Origin of the sequence: Granulicella mallensis MP5ACTX8 (genome assembly GCF_000178955.2) — a bacterium.
GTDB lineage: Bacteria > Acidobacteriota > Terriglobia > Terriglobales > Acidobacteriaceae > Granulicella > Granulicella mallensis.
Map to the genome: position 1 here is coordinate 541525 of NC_016631.1, position 18250 is coordinate 559774.

Here is an 18250-nt window from a genome sequence, read left to right on the forward strand (position 1 = left end):
CGCATTACCAAAAATCATGCGTAAGAACCAAGAGACCTAGCTTGTGTTGACATGGGCTAAAAGCGGGAGAAAGCAGGTTCGCTCCCCTTCGGCTACACTCAGGGTCGGAATGACGACAAGAAAAGCAAAGGCCGATTTCGGGTGCTCCTGGCACTGGAGATAAAACCGTTCTACAGCGCCTTTGCGAGCACTCCATGAACCGCCGCTAGTCGCGCCTCAGCTGCTTCACGTGAGAGCGATAGTCGCTGCATCACAATCGCTGTTTTTACATCCTCACCCGCTTCTTCCAGAAGCCTTGCAGCGCCTTCCATATCGCATCCGGTAGCTGCGGCGATGATGCGATGCGCGCGGTCGACCAGCTTCGCATTGGTGGGCCGAACGTTGACCATCAGGTTGCCGAAGGTCGCGCCAGTGCGCACCATCACACCCGTCGAAAGCATGTTGAGCACGAGCTTGGTGGCGGTGCCGGCCTTCAGTCGCGTACTGCCTGTAAGGACCTCCGGTCCGGTCGCGGGAGTAATGGGAATATCGACCGCCTGAGAGATCGCTGAGCCGGGCACACAGGTGAGTCCGACCGTCAGCGCACCGAGCTTCTTCGCGTGCGCGATAGCCCCGAGCACATAAGGAGTGCGTCCACTGGCTGCGATACCGACCAGCGTATCGTCCTGCGCAAACTTTGCTGCGGCCAAGTCGCGAGCACCCTCTTCGGGAGAGTCCTCGGAGTGTTCGCTGGAGAGCCGCAGGGCGGAGTCGCCTCCGGCAATCAGCCCCTGCACGAGATCGGCAGAGACGGAGAAGGTTGGTGGACACTCGCTGGCGTCAAGCACACCGAGCCGTCCGCTGGTCCCCGCGCCGATGTAGAAGAGCCGTCCGCTGCGGCCGAAGCGTGCTGCGACCTCATCGATGGCTCGCGCGATCTGTGGCAATTCGGCGCGCACGGCACCGGCGACCTTCGCGTCTTCGTCGTTGATGACTTCCAGCATGGCGAGTGTCGGCAGTTCGTCGAGATGCTCGGTGGCAGGATTGCGGGCCTCTGTTAAGAGGGCACCGAGGATGGGTTGGTCGGGGGCTTGCATCCCTTCCATGGTAGAGCGATTTCATTCTTCCCGGGCTCCATAAAATGATGCTGCATGGTTTTTATACGGGGAAACCACACGGGTTTTCTCCTTCGAGGAATCCGCTGGAGTCGCTTGTAAACCTCTTGTCTTGTCGATGTGTCAGCATAGAAGAGACATGGATGACGGAGAAAAACAAACTCTAAGCGCGACGGTGGCGTGGCAGTCGCGGGACTTTCGGTTTTATTCGGCGGCACGAGCTCTCGGCACGATGGGGGCAGAGGCGCAATCGGTGGGTGTGGCGTGGCAGGTGTATCAGCTCACGCACTCGGCGCTGGCGCTGGGCTATACCGGCCTCGCGCTCTTTCTCCCCGGGCTGTTCTTCGTGCTGCCTGCGGGACACGTTGCCGATCGCTACGATCGCCGCAACATCCTGCTGGCCTGTTACTTCCTACAACTAATCGCAACCGGGCTGCTGTTGTGGCTTACGCTGCATGGCATCGGCAGTATCTGGGTGGTGTATGGAATTCTCTTCCTCATCGGCACAGGAAGATGCTTCGCGGGGCCTGCGGCGAGTTCGCTGGTTCCTTCGCTGGTGCCCAGGGAACACTTCGTCAATGCCGTGACCTGGGGCGCGAGCATCTTCCAGGTTTCGAATGCTATCGGGCCGATGATGGGTGGGCTGCTGTTTACAGTGGCGCTAAGCAAGCTCTTCGGGGGACAGTTCGCGGGTTTTGCGGGAGCGCCCCTGGTCTACTGCTTCACGATCGGCGCGTTCGCGGTGTATCTCGTACTGATGAGCCTGATCCACCCGCGCGGTGCGGCGGAGAAGAAGGGGTTCACGGTCGAGACGATGCTCGCGGGCCTGCGCTATGTTGCGCAGACGCGGCTGCTGCTGGGATCGATCTCGCTGGACCTGTTTGCCGTGCTGCTGGGCGGCGCGACTTCGCTGTTGCCGATCTTCGCATCGGACATCCTGCATGAGGGGCCGCATGGGCTGGGCTTGCTGCGTGCGATGCCGAGCCTCGGTGCGCTGCTTGTTTCCCTGGGCTTGCTGGCTCTACCAATCAAGCAGCGCGCGGGCAAGACCATGCTGGTGTGTGTGGGAATCTTTGGTGCGGCGACCGTAGTCTTCGGCTTGAGCCGCAACCTGTGGCTGAGCTGCGCGGCGTTGTTTGTGATCGGGGCGTCCGACATGATCTCTGTCGTGGTGCGGTCGAGCGTTCTGCAGCTGGCCACTCCGCCGGAGATGCGTGGCCGTGTGTCGAGCGTGAACTGGTTGTTCCTCGGCGCATCTAACGAATTTGGAGAGTACGAAAGCGGCTTGACCGCACACTGGTGGGGCGCTGTCCGAGCCGTAGTCATCGGTGGCATTGGAAGCATGATGGTGACAGGGGTCTGGTCCGTGTTCTTCCCCGCGTTACGTCATGCGGATACTCTGACGGCAGAGAGCTTGATCGCGGTCGAGCAGCAGTTCAGCAGTATGGAGCCGGTGGGTTGAGCGACTTGCGAAGCCCGTTTGCATCACAGAGATAAGTAGCCAGGAGGAAGGGATGGAAAACGGTAAGAAGATTTCGATAGCGGTGACCTTGGCGTTTGTTGTCGCTATTGGTGTGCGTGTGGGGTTGATCTACAAGGCAAACCATGAAGAGATGCCGGTGGCCAAGAATCCCTATGAGAAGACGAAGCTCTCCGCCGACGATATGGTCTTTCTGCGCAAGCAGCGCCCGGATTCGCTGAAGGATGAGCGCGAGCTGATAGGCAAGACGATCTGGATGAGCGCCGGTGGGCAGATGGACTACTACCACTACACAAGCCATCACGCTGACTACGCGCACCCTGTAGGAACGCTCGAAGGGGCGGAGCCACTGCTGATCAAGGATGTCTTCGAGCAGGTCCCACCGAAGGGTCGCGCGGTGTCGCGCATCTCGGCTGGCGAGCATCATGTTCTGCTCGCGTTCACGCTGCCAAAGTCGTCCGATCCGAAGGCCGAGTATGCCGTGCCGGTGGGTAACTTCGAGAATGGCAACTACACATTCCTGAGCGACGAGATCTTCTTCTATGACGATCCTCATGTGCTTTACAAGCACTGGGGACCGGAGATGTGGGCTCATATCGACAAGCATGAGGCCGTGGTGGGCATGAGCGAGAACCAGGCCATGATGTCGCTCGGCCAGGTGATTACGCCGAGCTCGGACTCGACCGGCAATCGCACCGTAACGTACGACAACAGTGGGCATCCGATCAAGATCGAGTTCGAGGACAACAAGGCGGTCAAGGTTACACCAGTCGCGAGCTAGCTCCAGGCGCTGCCTTCAGCCGCTAAAGAATCTGACGCAAAGGGCGCTAAGAAAAGAGCCAAGTTTCGCCAAGAGGGCCGTGGCGAAACCTGGCTCTCTTGGCGACCTTTGCGTCAAGTTTGTTGTCTTTGTTCGCGCTCCGAACTTGCAAGTTGTCAGTCCGGAGATCTAAGTTGTCAGAGCGAAGAAATCTCTTCGACTACAAACAGCGAAGCAGGGAGTTCAGAATGAACAGGCGTGAGGTACTGGTCGGCGGTGCGATGCTGGGTGCCGTGGGGGTGCTGGATCGCAGCGCGCTGGCGGCTAAGGCGAAGAATCCCCTGGTTGCGAAGACGACTGCGGGCAGGGTGCGCGGCCGCGATGCCGGCGAAGGCATCGTTTGCTTCAAGGGCATCTCGTATGGGCTGGACACCGCGCAGACTCGCTTTGCTGCGCCGAAGCCTCCTGTGCCCTGGGACGACGTTCGCGATGCGTTGGAGTGGGGGCCACGCGCTCCGCAGGTCCCCGGGGCTCGTCCTCGGCGTGCGGACGCTGCCGCCGCTGCGGAGAGGCCGGGCTATCATCTGCCGCCGGACGAAGGGCCAGAGAGTGAAGATTGTCTACACCTGAATGTGTGGACGCCGAGTTTGCGCGATGGCAAGAAACGACCGGTGATGTTTTATATACACGGTGGCGCGTACTCGAACGGTACGGTGAATGCCGCGTTGTATGACGGCGCACGGCTGGCGAAGCGCGGCGACGTCGTAGTTGTTACGGTGAATCACCGCCTCAATCTCTTCGGGTATCTGTATCTCGCGCAGCTTTTGCCGGGGCAGGGCTTTGAGGATTCAGGCAATGCGGGGCAGTTGGATCTCGTGCTCGCGTTGCAATGGGTGCGCGACAACATCGTCGAGTTCGGCGGCGATCCTTCCCGTGTGATGATCTTTGGGCAGTCCGGCGGCGGAGCCAAGTGCGCGACGCTGATGGCGCAGCCGCCGGGGCATGGCCTGTTTCATCGCGTGATCTCGATGAGCGGCCAGCAAGTGACCGGAGCCCAGCCGGAACATGCCTCGGAGCGCGCCAAAGCTGTGCTCAAGGTGTTGGGACTGGATACGTCCACTCCCGAAGCCGCGGCGAAGGTGTTGCGCACAGTGCCCACGGCGACGCTGCAGGCAGCGACACACTCCGGCGGCTACTACGGCCCGGTGACCGATGGCCGGTCGCTTCCGGTCGATCCTTTTTCGCCGACCGATCCGAAGATCTCGGTGGACGTGCCGATGATCATGGGCAATATGCACGATGAGACACGGGTGCTGATCGGCGGTGGCCAGCCCGCGCTGTTCTCCCTGACGTGGGAGAGCTTACCGGGAGCGCTGGAGAAGAATGCGCCGTACCTGAAGAGCGAAACGGTTTCGTTGCCGGTGCCGGAGGTGATTGCGAAGTATCGCGAGTGGCATCCGGAGTACTCGGCGAGCGATGTGTTCTTTGCGGTGACGACGGACTCGCGCTCGTGGCGTGGACAGGTGATTGAAGCTGAACAACGTGCTGCCGATCCTGCCGCGCAGCCGCACACCTGGGTCTACCAGTTGAACTGGAAGTCTCCGGTGGAGGGTGGCCGCTTCGGTGCTCCGCACACGCTGGATATCCCTCTGGCCTTCGACAACGTGGCGGTTTCGCCCGGTATGGTGGGCAGCTCCGACGCCGACAAGGCGCAGGCTCAACAGATGGTCGAGATCGTCAGCGAGACGTACATCGCCTTCGCGCACAACGGCAATCCGAACAACGCTCATGCCCCGCAGTGGCCGGCCTATGACCTCAGCAAACGCGCGACGATGATCTTCGATCTGCCTTCGAGGATCGAGGACGATCCGCGCGGGAAAGAGCGGCGGTATCTGGGGCAGGTGCCGTATGTGCAGCCGGGGACGTAAGAGCAGGAAACAGGAAGTAGGAAACAGCTTTAGTGGTGCGGTAGAAAAGTTGTTGCTCTTGTCTTTGTTGTTGCCTTTGCCTTTCTTGTTGTCATTCCCGGAGGGAATCTGCTTCTTGCCGTAGCGCCACGATGCCAAGTTCGATTCTTCTCAGCGCGAGTGTCGTGCCACGGACGGACAGCAGATTCCCTTCGGGAATGACAAGAAAAACAATAGCAAAGGCAAAAACGGTACTTCGCTACTTCGACCGGAACAGCAACGGCGCGAAGTTACCGAGATTGTCGCGCCACGTGAGCCAAGTATGCGCTCCCGGAGTCTCGACGGTGGTTACATCGAAGCCCTTTGTCTTGGCCCAGGTTATGAACTCGCGATTCGGCGCGATGAGGTGGTCGGTGGTGCCGCAGGCGACCCAGAGCAGGCTCAGGTTCGCTTTCTTGGCGTCGAGCCCGGGGATGTGTTCGTCGAAATGCCGGCCCTCCAGGGCAGAGCTCATACCGCCGACGTAGGCAAACTGATCGGGGTGGTTCAGGCCGATGGTGAGGCTCTCCAGCCCTCCCATCGAGAGGCCTGCGATGGCGTGGTGATTGCGGCCTGCAGCGACGTTGTACTCGTGCTCGACCGCAGGAATCACCTCGGTCTCGAGTGCCTGCGAGTAGAGCGTAAGGTTCTCGTCGACCTTCGCGTCATCCTTCCAGACGGCAAAACCACTGTTCACAAAACTGAGATCTCCATACCCGAGCGGCATGACGACGATCATCGGCATAGCCTTGCCGGAGGCGATCAGGGAGTCGAGAATCAGGTCTGCATGGCCGACCGCGGTCCATCCGGTTTCGTTGTCGCTCCAGCCGTGCAGTAGGTAGAGAACGGGATAGCCGCCTTTGCGCTTGGCGTCATATCCGGGAGGGGTGTAGACCACGTAGGCGTTCTGGTTCTCAGGGAGGTTCTTGACGATGTGCGTGGTGTAAATGTGGTGATCGACCCGGCCATGCGGAATGGCGGTCAGCTCCCACGGTGCCGGAGGAGTGCTGGGCACCATGACGTTGTTGCTGAACGAGACATAGTTCGGACGCACATCGGAGTTGTAGGGATCGAGCCTGGGGGTTCCATCGACCACGAAGGTGTAGCCGTAGATCTCCGGTGGGAGGGCCGCCGTTGTGACCGACCAGAGGCCGTTCTCGTCGCGTGTGAGAGGCAGGGGCTTGGGGAGGGCGTCGATCGTAAGAGCGACCTTGGTAGCCGAGCGATCGTCGTAACGGAAGGTGATAGAGCCGTCAGGGTTGACCTGATGCGTGGACGGCTGTTGTGCGAAGACTGTGACGGAAGTGGCGAGGAGCGTGACAAGTGCGAGCAAGCGAGCCATGTGCGGAAGTGTATCGTGGCAGAGCTTTGTGTGGAGAAATTAAGCAGTTGCCGTTGTTTTTGCTTTTCTAGTTTGTCATTCCGAGCGCAGCGAGTGAACCTGCTTCCTCCCGTTCTTCGTTCGCACCACCCAGAAAACATGTGGCCAGAACTGAAAGCGCATGGCCTGGCCTAAACACTACCGTTGTGGCGGCACTGGCAAAAAACGGGAGGAAGCAGATTCACTCGCTGCGCTCGGAATGACAACCAGAAAAACAAATGCAAAAGCAACCTGCAAAGGCAAACCATCTCTTGGATCAGCCCGTATTCCTCAGTCCCGCGCTGATTCCGTTGATCGTTGCCGTGATGGCGCGGTCAAGCTCTTCGCTGCTCTCTCCGCCGCGCTTGCGGCGCAGCAGTTCGACCTGCAGCAGGCTCATCGGATCGACGTAAGGATTGCGCAGCCGGATCGAGTTGCTGAGGACCGTATCGCGCTCCAGCAGTTCGGTCTGGCTGGTGACGGCGAGCACCATGCGGCGTGTGCGGTCGAACTCGGATTCGAGTGTCGCAAAGACGCGATCGCGCAGGGCTGCGTCTTCAACCAGCGAGGCATAGAGCTTCGCGATGCCGAAGTCGGCCTTGGCCAGGGCCATCTCCACATTGCGGATCATGTCGAGAAACAGCGGGAAGCTGCGCATCATCCCGCGCAGCAGTTCGAGGCCCTTCGGGTTCTCGCCGATAAAGGCTTCCAGCGCATAGCCGACGCCGAAGTACGCCGGAACGACGTGCCGCGACTGCATCCAGCCGAAGACCCACGGAATCGCGCGGAGGTCGGCCATGCTGCGCTGTTTGGAGGCGCTGCCGTCGGTTCGCTTGGCGGGCCGCGAGCCGATGCGGGCGTGCTCCAGCTCGGCGACCGGCGTGGCCTGTTCGAAGTAGGTGAAGATCTCGGGGTTGTCGATGATGTGCTGCTTGTAGAACGCGAACGAGGTCACGCTGAGTTCGTCGAGCGCGGCCTCCCACTCGGGGAGGATCGCGCCGGTAAGGTGCGCGCTTTCGTCCTTAGCGGCGTGCAGATCGGGCCGCGCCAGGGCGTCCAGAGAAGCGGCGATCATCAGCTCAAGATTGCGCTCGGCCAGCACGACATCCGAGTACTTCCAGTTGAGTACCTCGCCCTGCTCCGTGATGCGCAGCTCGCCGGTAAAGCTGTCGAGCGGCTGCGCGTAGATGGCGCGATGCGTCGGGCCGCCGCCACGGCCTACCGTGCCGCCGCGGCCATGGAAGAGCCGCAGGGTTACGCCGCACTCTCTGGCAACTTCGTGAAGTGCGCGGTGCGCCTTCCAGATCTCCCAGGTACTGGCGATCATGCCGCCGTCCTTGTTGGAGTCCGAGTAGCCGAGCATGACCTCCTGACGGCCATGCCACGCGGCCAGCAGGGGTTTGAAGGCTTCGCTCGACCATAGTTCACGGCACACTTCCGGTGCATTGCGCAGGTCTTCGATGGACTCGAACAACGGAACGGGCTGCAGTCCGGGATCGTGTCCTTGCTCGACGTCGCCGCCTTCTACATGGACATTGCCGAGACGCGCGAGCCACAAGACCCGAAGGACATCCTGCGCGGTGCTTGCGCCGGAGATGACATATTGCGCGATGGCCTGCGGCGCACTCTGCTTGATCTCGGCAACGCCCTGGAAGGTCGCAAGTACTTCCGCTGTCTGCGGCGAAAGCGGAGCGGGGAGTTGCAACGATGCAGTGTTGTGCCACGCGCTCAACTCGTCAACGGCGACCTCATGCACGCGAGCATGCTGGCGGATGTCCAGCGTCTGCAGGTGCAGGCCGAAGGTGCGAACTTCCAGCAGCAGTGGGTCGATGAAAAGCTCAGCCAGCCGCAGGCCGCGATTGGCCGCGAGCGAGTCGCGCAGCAGCGAGAGATCGCTCAGTAACTCAGCCGCGCTGCGATAGGGCTGAAGTGTTGCCTCTTCTGTGAGGCCGAGGTTGCGATGCATCGTTGCCGGTGGCGAGCCGCCCAGACGTAGAGTGATGCACGCGATCATATGGCGCACGGCCTCGTACGAGAGGTGGTCCTGAGGGGCGGCATGGCCAGCGGCCCGCAGTTCCTGCAGGTATTCGTTGAGCCGCGATTGCAGGGCGGCCGAGATGGGCGCCTGGTTGGTGGAGGAGGCTAGTTGCTCGAAGACGTCCTGCAACTGCTTGAGGTAGCGGTCGAGCAGAAGCTGCCGCGCCATCGCCAGGGAGTCGCAGGTGGTCTGGGCGGTGACGAACGGGTTGCCGTCGCGGTCGCCGCCGATCCAGGAGCCGAAGCTGACGACCAGCGGAAGCTCGGCGATGGATGGCTGGCCTTCGTCCGAGGGGAACCCAGCCTCGGAGGGGAACTCGGCGGCGAAGGCGTTGGCGATCTCTTTGTAGAGCACGGGAATCGTGCTGAAGATGGAGGCGTCGTAGTAGTCGAGCCCCATGCGCACTTCGTCGCGCACGGTAGGCCGTGCGCTGCGCACGTCGTCGGTCTGCCAGAGCGCGGTGATCTCCGCCAGCAGTTCGTTCTCCAGGGCATCGAACTCCGAAGGGGGCAGGAGGATTCCGTCGAGCCTTTCGAGAAGGTCGGAGATGCGGCGGCGCTTGAACATCACGCTGCGGCGGGCGACCTCTGTGGGGTGCGCGGTGAAGATCGGGGTGATGCAGATGTGTCCCAGCAGCCGCAGGGCTTCGTCCCGGGTGATGCCCGTCGCGCGCAACCGGCGCAGCGTTCCGCGCAGGCTGCCGCGTTGTGGCGTTGCTGCGGCATCCAGCAGGGAGGCGCGGCGGCGGCGTTTGCGGTGGTTGGTCTCGGCGAGATTGATGAGCTCGAAGTAGGAGGCGAAGGCTCGCGCCAGCCGATAGGCCGTTGTGGGGTCGGCGGCGGTCTCGTGGGTCAGGGCCTGGGCTTCGTTCAGGTGCAGCAGGCCGGCGGCTTCATCCCCGGTGGCTTCGGCCTCGCGGCGTGCGATGGCGATGCGGCGCAGCGATTCGACGGCGTCGAACAGGGCGTCGCCGGCCTGCTCGCGCAGAACCTGGCCGAGCAGCGTGCCGAGCGAGCGGATGTCGCGGCGCAGAGGGGTTTGTTTCTCGTCGCCAGATCGCGCTTCGAGTTCAGCAAGACGTGCAGGCCAATCAGTCGGTGTCCACAGCGAGGGCATAGTTAATTATGCATGGCTTGTGCTTCGTCTAGTGGACTGATGGATTCAATACTTCCGGTCGTGAAGAGCTTGGACGTGTCATCAAATGATTGTTGGAGTGAAGTTGGATGACATGTACTAAGGCTTTTTCGTGCGCCAGGCGAACTTCAGCCCTGACCAATCGTCGTTTACCGAGCAGACTTTGTAGTCCACCAACCCGCGTGCGAGAGCGGTGTCGCGAACGTGATTCTGGTTGAAGCCAGGTTTGTGGACGGCCTTGGGATGGATGATCCAGGCAGAAGCGCCCTCCGCTAACTGCGTGCCAAGCAAATCAACTGTGGCTTCGAGATCGGCGAGCGAGCGAACAAAACATAGCGCGAGAGACGTCTTGGCGCTGAGGCGTGTGCTGAGGTGCACGTGAGCCGGCAACTCGCCTAATGTTTGTGTGAAATCTTCCGGTGCAGCCAGCAAGGCAACGGTGCGCGGCTCGATGGAAGCAGACAGAATACCCAGCTTGCGCGGCAGCGTCGTGCCGGAGTAGTCGGTATGTTTCTGCGTTGGTTGTGGCATGGCTGAGAGCGATCCGTTGAGCGTAGCACCCACGGGTATAACGTGCCAGGCGAGGTGAGGCGTCCCTGGCCTGGGCAGGTTTCTGGTGGGGGAGCGTGGAGAAGTTAAAAAAAATTCATTTATGGAGTGCAAAAGTGTGTTTGGCTGGTACGCTCATTCTGCACCGAACTACAAAGGAACGACTCATGGCAATCACTTCTCCTGCGTTTTATTTTGTTTTGATTGGTCTTTTGATTGGGGTTGCGACGCTATTGTCGCGCGGTACCAGGCAGGATGCAAAGAAGTTGAACGTTCCGCTGGAGTCGCTGCGCGGTCTGCTGGCGGTCAGTGTACTGTCCTGTCATGCTCTGGTCTCATATTTTTCCTTCAAAACAGGAAAGTGGGACCCGCCACCGTCGGCTTTCTTTTCCTATGCCGGAACGGAATCGGTGGAGATGTTCTTCTTCATGAGCGCATTTCTGTTCTGGTCGAAATGCCTGGCAAATAATGGGGTGGGAGGGTACGGCAGCTTCCTGCTAAAGCGCCTTCGCCGGCTGGCCCCGGCATACTATGTTTCGGCGCTGTTGATCGTGTTGGTGGTCCTGGTCCGCACGCACTTCCGTATTCTCATCTCTCCGCTGATGTTTCTGGGGCAGTTACTGATGTGGCTTGTATTCATTCCTACGCCGACGATGAACGGGCTGAAGGATGTGCCAAACATCAACGCCTCCGTAACGTGGACATTGTTTCTTGAGATCCTCTTTTACCTGATGCTGCCCGTGCTGTACCGCATCTTCAAGGGATACCGCATTCTGATCGGGGTCGGAGCGGCGCTGGCCATCTACGCTGCACTGGCGTTGCGTGGCGTCCGAATGTCTTCCGACCCTCACACAACCAGCCCTGTTGCGCTGGGCGTGCTCTTTCTCGATCTCCTCTTCGGCTTTGGCTTTGGATTGGGGCTGTTGCTGGCGTTCGTGTTCAAAACATGCCCCCCGGAGTGGCTTGCCGTGCTGCGGCAGAGGCGGTGGACTCCCATCGCTCTGCTGTGCCTGGCGGCTCCCATGCTTTTGAAGGTGAAGTACTACGACGCGCCGCAGTTTTTGTTTGTGATTGTCTTTTTTGCCTTTGTGGCGGCAGGAAACGACTTCTTCGGTTTCCTTTCGCTGCGTGGGGTGTTCCTGTTGGGAACGGTAAGCTACAGCTTCTACCTGACGCATGGCATTGTGCTGTACGTGCTGTCACACGGATTGAACCATTGGGTTCCGATTGTCTCTCTCTCTCCGCTGCGATATTGGGGCTTGATTGGCGTGGTCGGTATCGCGACGACCTGTCTGGCGACGCTGCTATACCACAACGTCGAAGTCAAGTTTATGCATCAGCGATCTGCTTTGGCGCATGCGGTGACGAAGGAAGAGACAGCTCAAGAAGCGGTTGTCGTGGTACAGGAGTCCGCTGCGACATAAACGGTTTCTTTTCGCGTACGACGAAGTGCAGGTCGTCATTGCGTGGCTTACCGAATTCTTGCCGGTCGGTTTACTTCTGGGATAAGGAGGCCGAATAAATGCTCAGTTGCACATACGCAGCTTCTAGCAGCGGTGCTGCGACGCCATGAGCGCGGCCTCGGGCGAGGAAGTCACCAAGGATGTGGTCGGCCTCTACCGGTGCACCCTTTTGCAGATCCCGAAACATGGAGGCCGTGAGCGCGGAGCCCGGTTCGGTCATGCGGGCGGTATGTTGCTCTAGAAAGTCCGGCTTCTGCGGATAGCCGTTGGCTGCCGAAATGGCTGCCGATTCGGCGATGATAGCGCGCACGGTCTCCACGCCGCCTGTGGCGGCTTCGATCTCTCCGATCGTCCCGCGCAGCAGGCAGGTGGTGCCGGCAAGGCTCGAAAGCATCGTCCACTTCATCCACAGAGCGGCGAGGATGTCGGGCGAAAGCATGGTTGGGAAGCCGCAGCCCTGCAGTGTAGCGCCCAGAGCCTCGATGCCCGGGGTGACACTCTTGTCGCGCTCACCGAAGACCATGTCGTGCCACGGCCCGAACTGGAGGACATGGCCTTCGGGACTGAGATCGGAGACGATGCGGGTCGAGCCGCCAAGAACGGCGCTTTCCCCGAAGCGTGCGACGAGGATGTCAAAATGGCGCATGCCGTTGAGCAGCGGAAGGATCATGGTCTGCGGGCTGACGGCTGGGGCGAAGTCCTGAATAGCGGCGTCGAGCGAGTAGGCCTTCGTGCTGAGCACGATGAGGTCGAAGGGCTCGACGATCTCGGCGGCGAGCAGCAGCTTCGGCTGGATCGAGAGGTCGCCTTGGGGGCTCTTGACGATCAGCCCTGTGCGGCGCAGTTGTTCGGCGCGGCCGGCACGGACGAGAAAGGTGACATCACGACCAGCAGCGGCGAGCCGTGCTCCAAAGTAACCGCCAACAGCTCCGGCTCCGACGATGAGAATGCGCATGAGGTTCTCCTATGACTATGCTATCGAAGTGCGGGGTGTAAGACCTTGTCTGCAGGCCATCTCTTTAGAGTGAAGGTCAGAGTTTCGTTAAGGGCACGGGTTTACCCGTGCCACAAAAAGCCCATCCCGGCACGCGGCTTTAGCCGCTGAGGGAAGCGCGATAAAATCGCGCACAGTGTCTATCCCGCCACGACCGGTTCACTCAGGAACATTCCTGGTCACCTCTGCGACCTACAATCGCAGGCGCCTGTTTCAGGTCATCGTAAACTGCGATCTTTTCGTTGAAACGCTCCAGCACTATCGACGCGAGATCGACGCGAGGGGCATTATCTTTTGCACGATTTCGTCGTGATGCCAGAACATATCCACCTTTTATTGACGCCACAAAACATCACTCTCGAACGAGCTGTAGGCCTCATCAAAGGCGGCTTTTCACACCGGTTGGGATCGAAGTTTCCAGTATGGCAACGAGGCTTCACGGATCAGAGGGTTCGCGATCGAGAAGGCTTTCTGGCGGCGCGAAGGTACATCCACATGAATCCGGTAGAGGAGCGTATGTGCGAGAACTCCGAAGACTACAAGTGGTCCTCGGCATGGAAGGGCGCGCAGAGGCCTGTAGCGAGCAAATAAAGCCTGGCGCGATGCGCCTTCCCCCAGCGGCTGAAGCCGCGTGCCGTGTCGAGTTTCTGTGGCACGGGTAAACCCGTGCCCTTAACGAAACCAAGGCTGCTAAGGCTCAAGATATTGCCTGAGAGAAAAGTCTTCTACATCAGGCCGTAGTCTGCTCTTCCAACTGCATCGCCAGCTCTTCCCACTCTGCCGTTCGTGCGGCGTGCTGTTCGCGGAGCGTATCGAGCTCCGTGGCAATTGCTCGTGCAGCTTCTGCTGTTGTGAACGCGGCCTGCTGTTGTTCGGCCGCCAGAATGCGGGCCTCGAGGTCGGGAAGTTCGTTCTCGATGGCGGCGACGCGGTCTTCGAGCTGCTTCAACTTAATCGGGTTCAGGCGCTTGACGTTGGTCTTGGGTGTCGCCGTCACGGGTGCCAGCGAGCCTTCGATCTCGTGCGTGCTGGTACTTGTCTCGATTGCTGCACTGCCTGCCTGCTTGACCGGTTTGAACATGCCGGTGGCCGCGTCGATGTGGGAGTTGGTCGCGGTATCCGTGGTGAGTTTGGCCTTGGCCTCGGCGGTGTTCGTGGGGATGCCGCCGCCCTTGCGGAAGAGGTAGTCCTCGTAGTTGCCGGGGTAGATGTGGACGCGACGGTCTTCGACCTCGAAGACACGCGTGGCCAGGCCGTCGATAAAGTAGCGGTCATGCGAGACGAAGATGACCGTGCCGCTGAACTCGCGGATCGCGTCCAGCAAAACATCCTTGGCGCGGAGGTCGAGATGGTTCGTCGGCTCGTCGAGCAGCAGGAAGTTCGCGGGTGAGACGAGCATCTTGGCCATCGCGTAGCGGTTGCGCTCTCCGCCGGAGAGCACGCCCAGCTTCTTGAAGACATCGTCGCCGGTGAACATGAAGCAGCCCAGCAGTGAGCGCAGCGTGACAACATCTACGCGTGGGTTGGAGCCGGTGATGTCGTCGAGCATCTCGGCGTTGCCGTCGAGTACTTTGTACTGGTCCTGCGCGAAGTAGTCGGCCAGAACGTTGTGGCCGAGTTTGAGTGTCCCGCTGGTGGGATCTTCCAACCCGGAGAGCATGCGGATCATCGTCGATTTACCCGCGCCGTTCGCGCCGACGAGTGCGATGCGGTCGCCGCGTTCGATGGTGAAGCTCACATTGTCGAGCACACGCTTTTCGCCGTAGTGCTTGGTCAGATTGGTGACCTCGATCACGGTGCGTCCGCTGGCGGGCGGCTGCGGGAACTTGAAGTGGATCGTCGCCTCTTCTTCCGGCACTTCGATGCGCTCGATCTTCTCCAGCTCCTTGATGCGCGACTGCACCTGCTTGGCCTTGGTGGCCTGAGCGCGGAAGCGGTTGATGAAGGCTTCGAGGGCTTCGATGCGGTCGCGTTGGTTCTTGTACGCGGCCATGATCTGCGCGCGGCGCTCTTCCTTCAGCGTCAGGTACTTCTCGTAGTTGCCGTGGTACACGTGCATCCGCTTGTTCCAGACTTCGACGATCTTGTTCACCGTGACGTCGAGGAAGTAGCGGTCATGCGAGATCAGAATGAAGGCGTTCTCGTAGTTGTGCAGGTAGTCTTCGAGCCAGTTGCGCGATTCGAGATCGAGATGGTTCGTCGGCTCGTCGAGCAGTAGCAGCGAAGGCTTCTGCAGCAGCAGCTTGGCCAGCGCGATGCGCATCTGCCAACCGCCGGAGAACTCTTCCGTCCGGCGCTGCCAGTCTTCCTTCGAGAAGCCCAGGCCGCCGAGCACCGCGCCTACCTGCGCGTCCAGCGTGTAGATGTCGTGTACGTGGAGATGGTCGGCGATCTCGGAGTAGCGGTCGGCCGCAGCGGCGTACTCGCGTGACTTGGGGTCGGCATCGGAGAGGATGTGCGTCAGCGCTTCGGACTCCTTCTCCATGTCGCGGAGCTCGTCGAAGACCGACAGGCACTCCTCGAAGACCGAGCGGCCGGAGAGTGCGAGACCATCCTGCGGCAGGTAACCGAGCGTCATCCCCCGGACATGGGTGCGCTGGCCGTAGTCGAGCGACTCCATGCCGGAGAGGATCTTGAGCAGCGTGGATTTGCCCGTGCCGTTGCCACCGACCAGGCCGGTGCGCTCATTGGGGGTAATGAGCCAGTTGACGTCTTCAAAGAGGAGTTTTTGGCCGAATCGTTTTCCGGCGCCGGAGAGTTGGAGCATCGATTTCTATTTTCTCATTACTGCTTTCTCATCCTTGCGCTTTTGCCTTTGCCTTTGTTCTTGCCTTTGCTTTTCTGGTTGTCATTCCGAGCGCAGCGAGCGAACCTGCTTCCTCCCGCTCTTTGTTCATATCTCCCAGAAGATACGCGCCAGAGCCGGAGCTTGGTTTGGGCTCACTCATGTCGCTTGTGGTAGCACTGGCAAAAAACGGGAGAAAGCAGGTTCGCTCGCTGCGCTCGGAATGACAACAAGAAAGGCAAAAACAAGAGCAACAGCAGATTCCCTGCGGGAATGACAACCAGAAAAGCAAAGACAACTGCTAGCCGTTTCACCCTTTAACTGCATCGAAAGGAAGTTGGAGCCTTGCACAAATGAACGACGATGAGACGCAGCGTGGTACCGAGCCCGAACGGGCCGCAGTGAACAGATCGCCGCGCTGGTGGCGCAGGCGATGGGTACAGGTGACACTGACGGCTGTGGTGGTCGTCCTGGTAGGGCTTGTGATCGGTGCGGCCTACGTCATCCATAATGAGGAGCCTCTCGTCCGCGGACGTGTGGTAGCGGCACTGAGCCAGCGCTTCAACTCGCCGGTTGAACTGGATAAGCTAAATATCTCCTTGCTGCAGGGGATTGAGGTGCATGGAAGAGGCCTGCGCATACGCTATATCGCGGGACCCACAGCGCCGGACCATGAAAGCAATGTGCCGATGCTTTCGGTAGCCAGCTTCACGTTCCGGACAAACTTCACGGAGCTGTTGCACCAACCGATGCGCGTCGAACATGTAAGCGTCGAAGGCATGGAACTGCACATTCCGCCTGCAAACCAGCGTGGACCCTTGATCCATCACGACGATCCAGGGGCTACGCCGACGAAGGTTACGTTCCTGGTAGACAGGATCTACTGCAAGGATGTGAAGCTCTTCATCGAGACGAGCAAGCCAGGGAAAGATCCCCTGGAGTTCGATATCCAGAAGCTCATCCTGACGGATGTCGGCGCAACTCAGCCGTTTGCGTATGAGGCAGATCTAACCAATCCCAGGCCCCTGGGGCAGATTCACGCCACCGGACACTTTGGCCCCTGGGCCAGCGCGGAGCCGCGCGACAGTCCGCTGGACGGTGACTACAGCTTCAGCCACGCCGACCTGAACACGATCAAAGGCATCGGCGGAATGCTGTCGTCAACGGGGCACTTCAGTGGACAGCTTGGGAACATCACGGCCGACGGAACGACGGATACGCCGGATTTTTCGCTGGATGTCAGCAATCATCCGGTGCCGCTGCATACGACGTTCCATGCCTATATCGACGGCTCCACAGGCGACACGACGCTCGATCCGGTGCAGGCCCATCTCCTGCACTCGGACTTTACCGCTCGGGGTAAAGTGCAGATGATTCACGGGCAGGGGCACGACATCGCGCTCGATGTGGACATGCCCCATGCGCGCATCGAGGACATGCTGGAACTCGGGGTGAAGACCGATCCTCCACTGATGCACGGTGCCCTGACGCTGAAGACGAAGCTGCACATTCCGCCCGGGCACGTGCGTGTGGCGCAGAAGGTAGAACTGGCAGGGAACTTTGCGATTCATAGCGTGGGATTCAGCAATCCCAAGGTGCAGGACCGAGTGGACTCGATGAGCATGCGCGCCCAGGGCAAGCCCCAGGAGGCCGGTGCGGCGGGCAAAGATCGTCAGGCCGAGGTGCAATCGGAGATGACCGCGCACTTCAACCTGGGGCATGGCGTGATTACCGTGAACGATCTGCACTACACGATTCCGGGAGCGTTGGTGCTGCTGAACGGCGTCTACTCCATGGATGGCAATCTGTTCGAGTTCAAGGGCCACGTCCGCACCGATGCGACGGCCTCGCAGATGGTGTCGGGCTGGAAGTCCTGGCTGTTGAAGGGAGTCGATCCGTTTTTGAAGAAGAATGGAGCCGGCCTGGAGTTGCCGATATCGATTAGCGGCACAAAGGGTGATGTAAATTTTGGGCTGGCACTGAATGGCACCTCGAATGAAACTCCCGAGCAGATGAAGGCGGATTTGAAGGCGAAGGCTGCAGCCCGGAAAGGTTTACCGCAACCTCCGAAGCATTGAGCGGTCCAAAATGAAAGACAGCGGCTGCCTTGCCCTGCTAACTTGGATGAAGAGCAATGTCTTCCCAGCAGCATCTTTTTTCCGAGACCCGGCCCGTGCAACCCGCCCAGAAGAACGAAGATCCGGCGCCCGCGCCGGTGTGGCTACAGCGGTTGAGCCTCATCGTGCTGGTTATCTTCTGCTTTTATATCGGTGGAATCCTGTCGTTGCTGCCCTGGTGGCCGCGCTATTGGGACCAGAATGGCTGGCTGCTGGCGCACCCCTCGCTTGACGCGATGCTGCAACACGGCTGGGTGCGCGGGATTGTAAGCGGAATCGGCCTGCTGGACGTGTGGATTGGTGTGAGCGAACTGCTGCACTATCGCGACTACCGGCCGTAGTTCCTGATCCCTAAGAGTCGTACACGATTCCATCCATTTTGATTTTGGAACACCAGAAACAAAAGTGAATATCTTTTCCCGGTACGAGTGTTTCAAGGTCCAACTGACGCCAGCGATGCACTCCCACACGACAGAATTGTGCCAGTAGGATGTTGGATTCATGCTCTCTGTGCGGCCACAGTTTTGCTA

At 59.9% G+C, this 18250-nt stretch carries 13 protein-coding genes; 7 read left to right on the forward strand and 6 right to left on the reverse strand.

Annotated features, from left to right (window positions below; translation table 11 throughout):
- Positions 1 to 170: 170 nt before the first annotated feature.
- Positions 171 to 1085, reverse strand: coding sequence for an N-acetylmuramic acid 6-phosphate etherase (gene murQ / locus ACIX8_RS02265; protein WP_014263696.1), 915 nt, complete (start codon positions 1083 to 1085; stop codon positions 171 to 173).
- A gap of 148 nt (positions 1086 to 1233) precedes the next feature.
- Between murQ and ACIX8_RS02270 the strand changes: the two genes are divergently transcribed.
- The 3 genes from ACIX8_RS02270 (at position 1234) to ACIX8_RS02280 (ending at position 5262) form a co-directional block, all read left to right on the forward strand.
- The gene (locus tag ACIX8_RS02270) at positions 1234 to 2556 is read left to right on the forward strand and encodes an MFS transporter (RefSeq protein ID WP_014263697.1); all 1323 of its coding nucleotides are present in this window, start codon (positions 1234 to 1236) and stop codon (positions 2554 to 2556) included.
- A 52-nt stretch (positions 2557 to 2608) separates the two neighbouring features.
- Positions 2609 to 3355 carry a hypothetical protein gene (locus tag ACIX8_RS02275; protein ID WP_014263698.1) on the forward strand — a complete coding sequence of 249 codons (747 nt, stop codon included), beginning with the start codon at positions 2609 to 2611 and terminating at the stop codon, positions 3353 to 3355.
- Positions 3356 to 3582: 227 nt separating this feature from the next.
- Positions 3583 to 5262: a carboxylesterase/lipase family protein gene (locus ACIX8_RS02280; RefSeq protein WP_014263699.1), complete on the forward strand. Its 1680-nt coding sequence runs from the start codon at positions 3583 to 3585 to the stop codon at positions 5260 to 5262.
- 238 nt (positions 5263 to 5500) lie between these two features.
- On the opposite strand, the gene ACIX8_RS02285 is transcribed toward ACIX8_RS02280, so the two are convergent.
- From ACIX8_RS02285 to ACIX8_RS24305, 3 genes are all read right to left on the reverse strand, one after another.
- Positions 5501 to 6622, reverse strand: a complete 1122-nt coding sequence (locus tag ACIX8_RS02285; RefSeq protein ID WP_014263700.1) for an alpha/beta hydrolase — start codon at positions 6620 to 6622, stop codon at positions 5501 to 5503.
- 295 nt (positions 6623 to 6917) lie between these two features.
- Positions 6918 to 9794, reverse strand: a complete 2877-nt coding sequence (gene ppc, locus ACIX8_RS02290; RefSeq protein ID WP_014263701.1) for a phosphoenolpyruvate carboxylase — start codon at positions 9792 to 9794, stop codon at positions 6918 to 6920.
- A gap of 117 nt (positions 9795 to 9911) precedes the next feature.
- Positions 9912 to 10343 (reverse strand): DUF3052 family protein, encoded by a 432-nt coding sequence (locus tag ACIX8_RS24305; protein ID WP_014263702.1) that lies wholly within the window; start codon positions 10341 to 10343, stop codon positions 9912 to 9914.
- 185 nt (positions 10344 to 10528) lie between these two features.
- On the opposite strand from ACIX8_RS24305, the gene ACIX8_RS02300 reads away from it, so the two are divergent.
- Complete coding sequence (locus tag ACIX8_RS02300; protein WP_014263703.1) at positions 10529 to 11785, forward strand: acyltransferase family protein; 1257 nt, start codon at positions 10529 to 10531, stop codon at positions 11783 to 11785.
- A gap of 70 nt (positions 11786 to 11855) precedes the next feature.
- Here ACIX8_RS02300 and ACIX8_RS02305 read toward each other — a convergent pair whose 3' ends face one another.
- Positions 11856 to 12779 (reverse strand): ketopantoate reductase family protein, encoded by a 924-nt coding sequence (locus ACIX8_RS02305; RefSeq protein ID WP_014263704.1) that lies wholly within the window; start codon positions 12777 to 12779, stop codon positions 11856 to 11858.
- A 333-nt stretch (positions 12780 to 13112) separates the two neighbouring features.
- Here ACIX8_RS02305 and ACIX8_RS25025 point away from each other — a divergent pair, with 333 nt between their 5' ends.
- A complete protein-coding gene (locus tag ACIX8_RS25025) occupies positions 13113 to 13409 on the forward strand; it encodes a transposase (RefSeq protein ID WP_083836601.1) in 297 nt (98 codons plus the stop codon).
- A 139-nt stretch (positions 13410 to 13548) separates the two neighbouring features.
- On the opposite strand, the gene ACIX8_RS02310 is transcribed toward ACIX8_RS25025, so the two are convergent.
- A complete protein-coding gene (locus ACIX8_RS02310) occupies positions 13549 to 15585 on the reverse strand; it encodes an ABC-F family ATP-binding cassette domain-containing protein (protein ID WP_014263705.1) in 2037 nt (678 codons plus the stop codon).
- Between the two features lie 371 nt (positions 15586 to 15956).
- Here ACIX8_RS02310 and ACIX8_RS02315 point away from each other — a divergent pair, with 371 nt between their 5' ends.
- Entirely contained in the window at positions 15957 to 17681 is a 1725-nt protein-coding gene (locus tag ACIX8_RS02315; protein WP_014263706.1) for an AsmA family protein, read from the forward strand.
- Positions 17682 to 17737: 56 nt separating this feature from the next.
- Positions 17738 to 18061 (forward strand): hypothetical protein, encoded by a 324-nt coding sequence (locus ACIX8_RS02320; protein ID WP_014263707.1) that lies wholly within the window; start codon positions 17738 to 17740, stop codon positions 18059 to 18061.
- Positions 18062 to 18250 lie beyond the last annotated feature (189 nt).

What these genes read in the sequence shown, in the direction of transcription:
- murQ (WP_014263696.1), bottom strand. Translation starts at nt 1,085, where the DNA reads ATGGAAGGGATGCAAGCCCCCGACCAACCCATCCTCGGTGCCCTCTTA.
- ACIX8_RS02270 (WP_014263697.1), top strand. Translation starts at nt 1,234, where the DNA reads ATGGATGACGGAGAAAAACAAACTCTAAGCGCGACGGTGGCGTGGCAG.
- ACIX8_RS02275 (WP_014263698.1), top strand. Translation starts at nt 2,609, where the DNA reads ATGGAAAACGGTAAGAAGATTTCGATAGCGGTGACCTTGGCGTTTGTT.
- ACIX8_RS02280 (WP_014263699.1), top strand. Translation starts at nt 3,583, where the DNA reads ATGAACAGGCGTGAGGTACTGGTCGGCGGTGCGATGCTGGGTGCCGTG.
- ACIX8_RS02285 (WP_014263700.1), bottom strand. Translation starts at nt 6,622, where the DNA reads ATGGCTCGCTTGCTCGCACTTGTCACGCTCCTCGCCACTTCCGTCACA.
- ppc (WP_014263701.1), bottom strand. Translation starts at nt 9,794, where the DNA reads ATGCCCTCGCTGTGGACACCGACTGATTGGCCTGCACGTCTTGCTGAA.
- ACIX8_RS24305 (WP_014263702.1), bottom strand. Translation starts at nt 10,343, where the DNA reads ATGCCACAACCAACGCAGAAACATACCGACTACTCCGGCACGACGCTG.
- ACIX8_RS02300 (WP_014263703.1), top strand. Translation starts at nt 10,529, where the DNA reads ATGGCAATCACTTCTCCTGCGTTTTATTTTGTTTTGATTGGTCTTTTG.
- ACIX8_RS02305 (WP_014263704.1), bottom strand. Translation starts at nt 12,779, where the DNA reads ATGCGCATTCTCATCGTCGGAGCCGGAGCTGTTGGCGGTTACTTTGGA.
- ACIX8_RS02310 (WP_014263705.1), bottom strand. Translation starts at nt 15,585, where the DNA reads ATGCTCCAACTCTCCGGCGCCGGAAAACGATTCGGCCAAAAACTCCTC.
- ACIX8_RS02315 (WP_014263706.1), top strand. Translation starts at nt 15,957, where the DNA reads ATGAACGACGATGAGACGCAGCGTGGTACCGAGCCCGAACGGGCCGCA.
- ACIX8_RS02320 (WP_014263707.1), top strand. Translation starts at nt 17,738, where the DNA reads ATGTCTTCCCAGCAGCATCTTTTTTCCGAGACCCGGCCCGTGCAACCC.